At 52.9% G+C, this 8,124-nt stretch carries 1 protein-coding gene; it reads right to left on the bottom strand.

Annotated elements, in window-relative coordinates:
• Positions 1-539: 539 nt before the first annotated feature.
• Entirely contained in the window at positions 540-8,093 is a 7,554-nt protein-coding gene (locus ABX962_RS23855) for an MG2 domain-containing protein (protein ID WP_372722972.1), read from the bottom strand.
• Between the last annotated feature and the right edge of the window lie 31 nt (positions 8,094-8,124).

The following is an 8,124-nucleotide window of genomic DNA, read 5'->3' as shown; positions in this document are numbered from 1 at the left end:
TAAAGGGCGTGCTCGACCTCTCCCCCGACTTCGGAGACTGCTGATTTAGTACGACATCACCGCTTTTATGTTAGCCGCTTGGGCGCTCCCGGTTCAGTGGTGACGAAACCGTGGCTAGCGGGCTGTTGATTTAGTGAGCCGTGACGCGTGAGCGGCCGGGTTCCACGCATTACCCGGTGCCTTACGGCCCACGGCTCACTACTGCGATTTGCATTTCGATTAAATCAACAAGCCGCTAGCGCCCAAACGGAACGCTGTGAAGCAATTTTTGCCGTGTTTTAACGTAGCGGAAGTCATCAAGACTTTCGTTGAACGAACTCAATTCCCGAAACTCTTGACGAGTTTCTCTACATAAAAATACTTCACAGCGTTGGCCCAAACGGCTAACTAAATCAGCAGTCTCCTTCGTCGGTGGAGAGGTAACTGCAGTATCGGCCGGAAGAAAAACTCACCCCCATTATCCGACGTAAATACCAACGTTTTAGTGGACCAGGCTCGCGCCGCTCCGCTACCAAAATGGCCATTAAACGTTCAGCTTTTTACTTGTAAGCTTCTTTGGTCGTAATGCCGCGACGCTCGTTATTGAGCAGCCCTTCAAAATTCAATTGTTGCTCTTCCTGGTAGATCGAATTTTGTCGGAACAAGTTGTCTCGCAGCCCCGCTTTGCCTTTACTCTGCGGCTTCTGTCCAGCCATGGCGTTGGGGGCGGCCTCGGCCGACGCATTACCCGACACTGAGGATGTGTTCGCTGCGGCGATCGCAGACTGCAGATCAACTTTGCCGCGGTAAAACGCGTATTGATTGTTTTGATGAGCCGCAATCACGGTGCTGGTGCCCTTGATATCGTCGGCGATCATCAAGCCACGTAGGTCCGAATCATCCGAAACAAATTCATCGTTCGCCGAACCGATGACCTTCACATGAACGTTGTTAAGGAATTGGTCGCTCTTTGTATCTTTGACACTGACCCGGACGCGTCCCGATGTGGCGTCTTCTTGCACGACGAGTTCCAGCGGGCTCACCAAAACTAATCCCGATGCATAGAGGTTTTCGCCTCGACACACAATCAAATAGGCTCCCTCATCCTTCAGCGGCAATTCGAGTGCCTTTTCACGATCTCGAAAATCACGTCCATCCCCCAATTCGACTGTGGCCTCGTGATACGGTTTGATTCCGGCCAAGTTGATTGCGGTAATGCGGTCCAAGTTTCGCTGTAATAATCCAAACTTCATCAGATCGATTCGGTAGACCTTCACGACCGCTTCGGCGATGTTGCGAAAACGCAGTTCGACCGTTTTAGGATCGTCTGGCTTGATCGTGGTGACTTCATCGAGCTCGACCGCTTTTCGATTAAAAAAGCGGATCGCTTCGGCAGCGTCAGCGAACCGCTCTTTGACTTTGGTGTATTCCGCAATCGCGTCGGCGGCATCGCCCAAACTGTGGTAGACCTGGCCCATGATATAGGTCGCTTCCCAGCGATTGTCGGCAACACGGGTGCCGCCAGTATCAGGATTGGCGAACGTCGCCTCAGCTACTTTGCGACACATCTGAAGCGCTGCTTCGGGATGTTCGAGTTCAAAATGACAGTACCCGATCATGTACCAAAACGAATCGAGCAACCGACTCTGCGGATAACGCTGAGCATATTTTTCACAGCGATCGATCGCGAATTCGAATCGTTCTAGATCGATCAGTGCCGTTGCCAATGCGAAACTGGCTTGATCGTCTGCGGGATCCTTGGGCCAAGTCGTGACGAAGTGATCGAGCATCTTGATTGCCGCATGGATCAAGTGCACTCGCGTGATCTCAGCCGATTTTAGCTTCGCATCGTCACTTGCCTTCGCGGCGCGTCGATAAGTTTCCTGGGCCAACGCATAGGTCGCGGTGGCAACGTAGGATTCGGCGGGATAGTCATGCAGTAACCGCTCCATTACCTGTACACTGCGAACAAATTCGCCTCGTTCGTTCAAAAAGCCCGCGACTTGCGACTCACGTTCAAAGCTGGCTTGAACCGTCGCTCGGTACACCAAGTAGCTGCGTTCATATTCACCGAGCTCACGATAGGACTTAGCCACTTTCAAAATATCCTCAAACGAAATTTCAACGTCGGGGAATTTTTCTTTTAGCACCTCAAAATATTTGACCGTGTCGCTGTGACTTTTTCGTTTCAGTGACGAAGCAAACAACCACTGCGTCGCGTTCTTGAATTTGTCGGCATCGAGTTGCCAATTTTCGACCAGCTCCGTCAAATAGCGATGTGCCGCGTCGAAGTCGGCGTTCTCAAATGCGTGTTTGCCAAAATAATACTGTTCGTCGGGGGTCAATCGATACTCATCCACTGACGCCTCGCCGACATCAAGCACTTCGAGCGTTTTGACCTCCGAGATGGAATACAGCGAAGGTTCATAGAAGCTACGCAGAATCGACTGGGGAGCACGAAAGTTTCCAGGGATACTGCCCACCAACGTGTATTTGATATCCGAAGGATAATTTCGATCTCCGATGTAGAACGTGATTTGGCCCGGTTCAATCTCAAACCGTTCAAATTGCCCTGACACGGAACCATCCAATACCGAACATCCCGCTGGAATCGGTTCGGTCAGCACCAGATAGTCGTACTTTTCGCCGGTACGGTTGGTAACGTAGTGTCGACGTGGATTGAGTGTGACGACACCTCGCTGGCCCACCGGCAATTGAGTCAACGCGTTAGTGAACGAGCGGTAGTTGCCATTGATGACGTCAAAGCCACGCGGCACGTCGCGGCCGTCGAGCTGTTTTTGAGCGGGTTCGTAGATGCGACGAACGGTCCACTGTTTTGTTGAACTCTTAATTTTGTCTGCTGACACGAAGCCCGTCAAAACGGCAGAGTAGCTGAAGGTGGCACGTCCTACCAAATTGAATTCGATCCGATTGGGCTTTTCGTGGCTCAGCAAACTTTCATCGACGGCGATGCGACGCGTGCCGTCTTTTCGCGGATCAATCGCCAGCGTTTCGAGTTCGTGATCGTTGACATTGAGCGTCAGTTCAAACGGCTCGGAAGCATTGTCCGCCGCAGCGTTCCATTTCGCCAAAGCGGTAATCGCAGGTCCGTTTACTTTTTCGATTGGCCAACGCGACCCAACACGGGCGGACAACAACGACTCCGTCATTTTCGCCACATTCGGATTTTGAGGATCCATTTCTTGCAGTGCCAACAAATAGATCGCCTGCAACTCGGTTACATTCCGCATCCAGGGCAATACCGTGTCACGATCCTCATTGCTGAGCTGCGAATCGCCTCCAGGTATCTTGATCAGCGGCAAAATCTCGAGCCCCATCTCTTTGTGATTCATTTCGGCGAGTGTCAGTGCCAAGTGGATCAACCCTGAGAGACTCAATCGATTGCGTTCGCGATAAAGTCGATTGGCAAGCGAGAAATCGCCGCATTTCGAGACTGCCATCGCATGCAATAGAACGGTTTGTCGCTCGAGGTCACTCGAATCCGTCTCGGTAAACGCCGTCTGCAAATAGGCTTTGCCTTTTTCAATCGTCGCTTGGGGAACGGAGAATCCAATGCTGCGAGCGACATGTAGGGCCCACATCACACGTGATGACAAATAGGGATCTGCGGATTGGGCATCAGGATTCCCTGACCACGACCAACCACCTTGCTCGCGTGCCGCCGAAACCAGTTGTGTCACCGCCGAGGCGACTCGACCCGACAACGCTTGCCCTTCGGGTGTGTCCGAGTCTCTAGATTGGCCAATCATCTTCAGCAAGGCCGCGCCACCCATTGCGTCGGATATGGCACGTTCGATTGGGCTTGCCGAGGGTAAGCCGCAGTTGAACAGCGGATTCGGGCTGCTTCCGAGGACACTTTCTAGCAACGATCGATTGACACTCGGGCCAATCAAGATTTCCAACGAGGAACTTTCGGTGGGCTGATCTTTGTCCAGTCCAATGAGCGCCACAGTGTTTTGCGACGAAGTACCGCTAGCGGTTTGGAACACCGGGAATCCGAATGGTCGAACCGCGACGACTTCAGTTGTGACGTCATCGGGTTCACCGTCCGAGGCGACTGTTAACTCAAACGTCACGTTTGACGCGGATTCAATTTCGATCGGGATTGCCAATTTCTGAATCCCCTCGCCATCGATTTCGATCGTCTTCGTTTGGGAGACCGATTTGGAATCGGTTGCGGACGGGTCGCCAAAGGTCGTTTTCAGCGAAACGGATACCGATCGTTTGCCGCCGGGGCCATGATGGATTTCGATGGGCAGTTTCGTCTTGTCGCCCACGGTAAAGGCAAGCGGCGTTTTAAGGATCCCAAACAAGTCTCGTTTGGTGATTACATCCTCGCTCGCTTCGCCGGCGAGTGTTTCTGTGTTGATGCCTTTGGCCGTAAGACGCCATGCCGTTGATTTTGCAGGCATCGTGATCGTGATGGTCGCGTGCCCTTGGTCATCGGTGACCACCGTTGGATCCCAGAACGCCGTTTCAGCGTGTGCCATCGTGGGCAACCATTGGAACCCGAGTTCACGAATTTTCCGTTCTATATCGGCCCGTTCTTTCAGCACAATTAATGCGCCATCCGCGGTCACTCCATTGACAATCGAGTTAGGGTTGAGGTTTTGGGTCGCGGAGATGTCAAAGTATTCTGTCTGCGGAACAACACGCCATGCCGGCGATTGCTCAAAGAACAATTGTGCGTTTTGCTCCATCGGTGCATTCACAGCCTGGGGGATACTCGCTTGAAGGCCAGATATTGGCCTTGATCCATAGGAACCTCCATTGAACACACGACGACGCGAAAGAGAATCCCTGACTTGCGAAGACGGAATTTGTCCGAGCTCGCGTTGTTGCACATCCGCACCGAATGGATCATCCGCCCCGCCGAACGGTTCAATAAATTGACTCAGTCCATCCATGTCATTGTCGACATCGGATTTCACACGCTCGTCAAGATTGGCCTCGCCCCCATCCATCATCCAATCCGAGGCAACGGCAAAGTCACCAACAATGGGAACCGCTTCATTAAGCCTCCGATCGTGCATTCCAGTCGGCGGCATCATCCGTCCGCTTAAATCGGCGAGTGCGCGGGTCTCACGCTCTAATATTTCCACACGTTCCGCTTCCGCCAACGCCGAGTCACTGACAGGCTGTGTGGCCGGACGATAAGTGAACGTACAACTTGTGCTCTGGCGTATCGCGGTGGGGCGGATTCCCTCGGAAAAGAATGCTTCGATTGCATCCTGGACGTTTCTAAATGTGTTGAGTAGGTTCGTTTGCACCAAGCCCAGTGACAACTCGGATTTGACCGGATTGCCTTGCGGATCCGTCACCGTGATTTCGACAGTCAAGTCGTCACCCGGCTTCAATTGTTGTGAATGCGGTTTCAGTGCGATCTGCAGCATTTGCGATACACGAAACTCACTTTGCGCCGAGTGAAACTGATTCTTGGTCATCACCGCTACCGACAAAAAGACGTTGGGCGCGAACGATGATTTCATCGGCAGCTCGATTTTGTTATCGCCCGAGGCAAGTGTGACAAGTTGATAATCGAGAATCGACGCCCCTTCGAATGTTAGCAGAGCCAGCGCCGGTGCCTCGCGCCAATGCAGATTCACGGCGGCACTATCACCTACCTGGTAGCGATGACGATCCGTCAGAATTCTCAGTCGCGTGGTGTCCTTGTCGCCGGAGATGCGAATTCGATTCTCGCCACTGATCCTGTTTTGAAATTGGTCAGTCCCCGTGGCACGAATCACGTAGATGCCCGGTTCATCAAGGTTTAGCGTTAACCGGGCCTCGCCATCGTCATCGTCGCTGGAAAGATCATGGCTCTCAACGAGCTTTTCGCCCGCGCGTCCATCGGTGACGGTCTGCATGAAAACTTCGACACTTAGAGGCGTCTTGATCGGTTTCCCGGCAGGGTCAGAGGCTTTGAAAAGCGTTTCAAATGACTCGCCATTCAGGAACACATCCCGGGTGCTGGAGGCTGCAATTTCAAATCCACGCGTCGACAGAAACACCGTGTGTGTCGTGGTCAGATTTCGCTGGGGATTTTCAACCGTTAAACGAAGTGGTTGCGATTCGTCAAACGAGTTCGTATCGAACTCGATCGATAGTTTGCCCTCGTTGTCGGTTTTGCCTTCGGACACTGCTGCATGGCTGCCGAGTTGATAGCGAATCAATTCGTTTGCCAGCGGTGTGCCGTAGTAATATTTCAACTGCACCGTGGCTCGAATGGTTTCGCCACGATGATAAACTTGTTTATCTGGTTCGACCGAAAGCTGGACAGGCTCGAGTTTGTACTCACTGACTGTGAACGTGGTCTCGAATGACAAGGTTCCCACGCGATCTGATTCACCCGAAGTGAGGCGGTGCAAATGAACGCGATAGTTGCCGGGTGTCGCGGTGCTTGGGAGCAGAATATTGCCGTTGACCGTGCCAAAGTCGCCAAGTGAAACGTCACTCGATTGCAATTGACGTCCACGCGAGTCGTAGACGTCGAGCTTAAACTTCTCGCCTGCTTTATAGGTGTAGCGATCTTGGTCGACCCAGCGAACGACACCCTTGATATTGACAAGCTGTCCGCTGCGGTACGCAGGGCGGTCGGTATACAAGTATCCTCGCGGCGTCAGCCCGACGGCGAAATCGAGCCCGTTCAAATTGGTGACTGTCGACGCCATGTGGCCCTCCTGGACCGCGAACACACGCAAATCCTTGATCGATCGAAGTTCGCTCAACTGCGTTTGCAAAATGCCGTCGTCACCGGTGATTTCTTCGGCAAAAACCTTGTCCCCATCGCTCAGCAGCACACTGACACCGGCGGCAGGTTCTCCTAAACGCATGTTTTCGGCGAATAGGAACAATTCGTTGCGAGATGATTTCACGAGGATGTCGATGTCGCTGACGACCACCATCGTGGTCGCCTCGAGTTTGTCGCTCGATACCGTAACGGCGGTAACGGAAGGGCCAGCCACGGGGATTTCGATATCCCCTTCGACTTGTTTGTATTGCTCGTTGTTTGCGATCTTGTGAACAAATTGCGAGTCGGGATCGATCAATGCGATGTCGAGTGTTTCAATCCCGCTGGCCAAATGCATCTTGCGGAAATAGTCAATCATGTCGACGCGATAGGTTTTAACCGTCACGTTTTCCAAGTTGCGTGTGGTTAACTTGATTCGCGGTTGTTCGTCGCTGCGGAATTTCCGTTCCGTGACAATCTGCAGCGTGGGCGATGTCAAGCGGCGGATGCGTTGTACCGCGCGGACGTTATTGCGGACTTGTTTGTAAGCTTCGAGCGCTTCCTTCAGTGCCCCGAGGCGTTCTTCCAAAGTGATGCCGATCATAAACGAAGCAATGGACGCTTCGCTGGTATCGGGGTATTTATTGACCACACGTCGCCAATCGGAAATCGCATCTTGGAAAAGCTGCTTGGTCTGTTTGTCTAAATCAACGGACTGAGCCGACTTGCCATCTTCGATCGCCTTGGCAACACGTTGGTTGTGCAATTCCGCCGCCTCGGACGACTTCATTTCACCAAGCGTCAACAAGATCTTCGCAGCGCGTGCATCGAGCGGATGTTTGTTCAGAAAACTGGTCCACAAATCACGAGCCTCTCCGTACTTTTTTTGCCTCTTCGCGTATGCAGCCTTGGCGAATTCGGTATCGACGATCCGTTTTTGGACTTCGGGCCAATGAGGGTCTGCTGGGTGGTTTTCCAGGAAAGCTCTCCAGGCGGCAATTGCTTCATCAAACTTTTCTTGCGCCAAGAACTGTTGTCCAAGCATTTGACGCGCCACGGCGACTTCGGGGGTTTCGGCATAGGCAGGAGTGTCAACGAAGGATTCGAGGCGTTCCGCCGCTTGAGTGTGGCGACGATGGTGCGCAAAGCCTTGTGCGATTTCCAGCTCTGCTTTCGACGCGAGTTCGTGTTCGGGATGGTGACTTAGAAAACGCTCCGCTGCAGTGGTCGCCAGTTCTAAATCGCGAATCGATGCTGGGGTCGGAAGACCATAAGTGTGTGCGATCTCGTATTCCGCGCGAGCCAGGTATTCATCAATCGCTACGGTGTCTTCACCGGCGTCGATCGCCTTCCATGAACTCAAGAAGTCCTGCCACGTTTTGCGTGCCTCCGCG

The organism is Novipirellula sp. (genome assembly GCF_041583735.1).
Lineage (GTDB): Bacteria > Planctomycetota > Planctomycetia > Pirellulales > Pirellulaceae > Novipirellula.
Note: the sequence above shows the minus strand (reverse complement) of the source record. Positions and strands in the feature narration are given on the sequence as shown.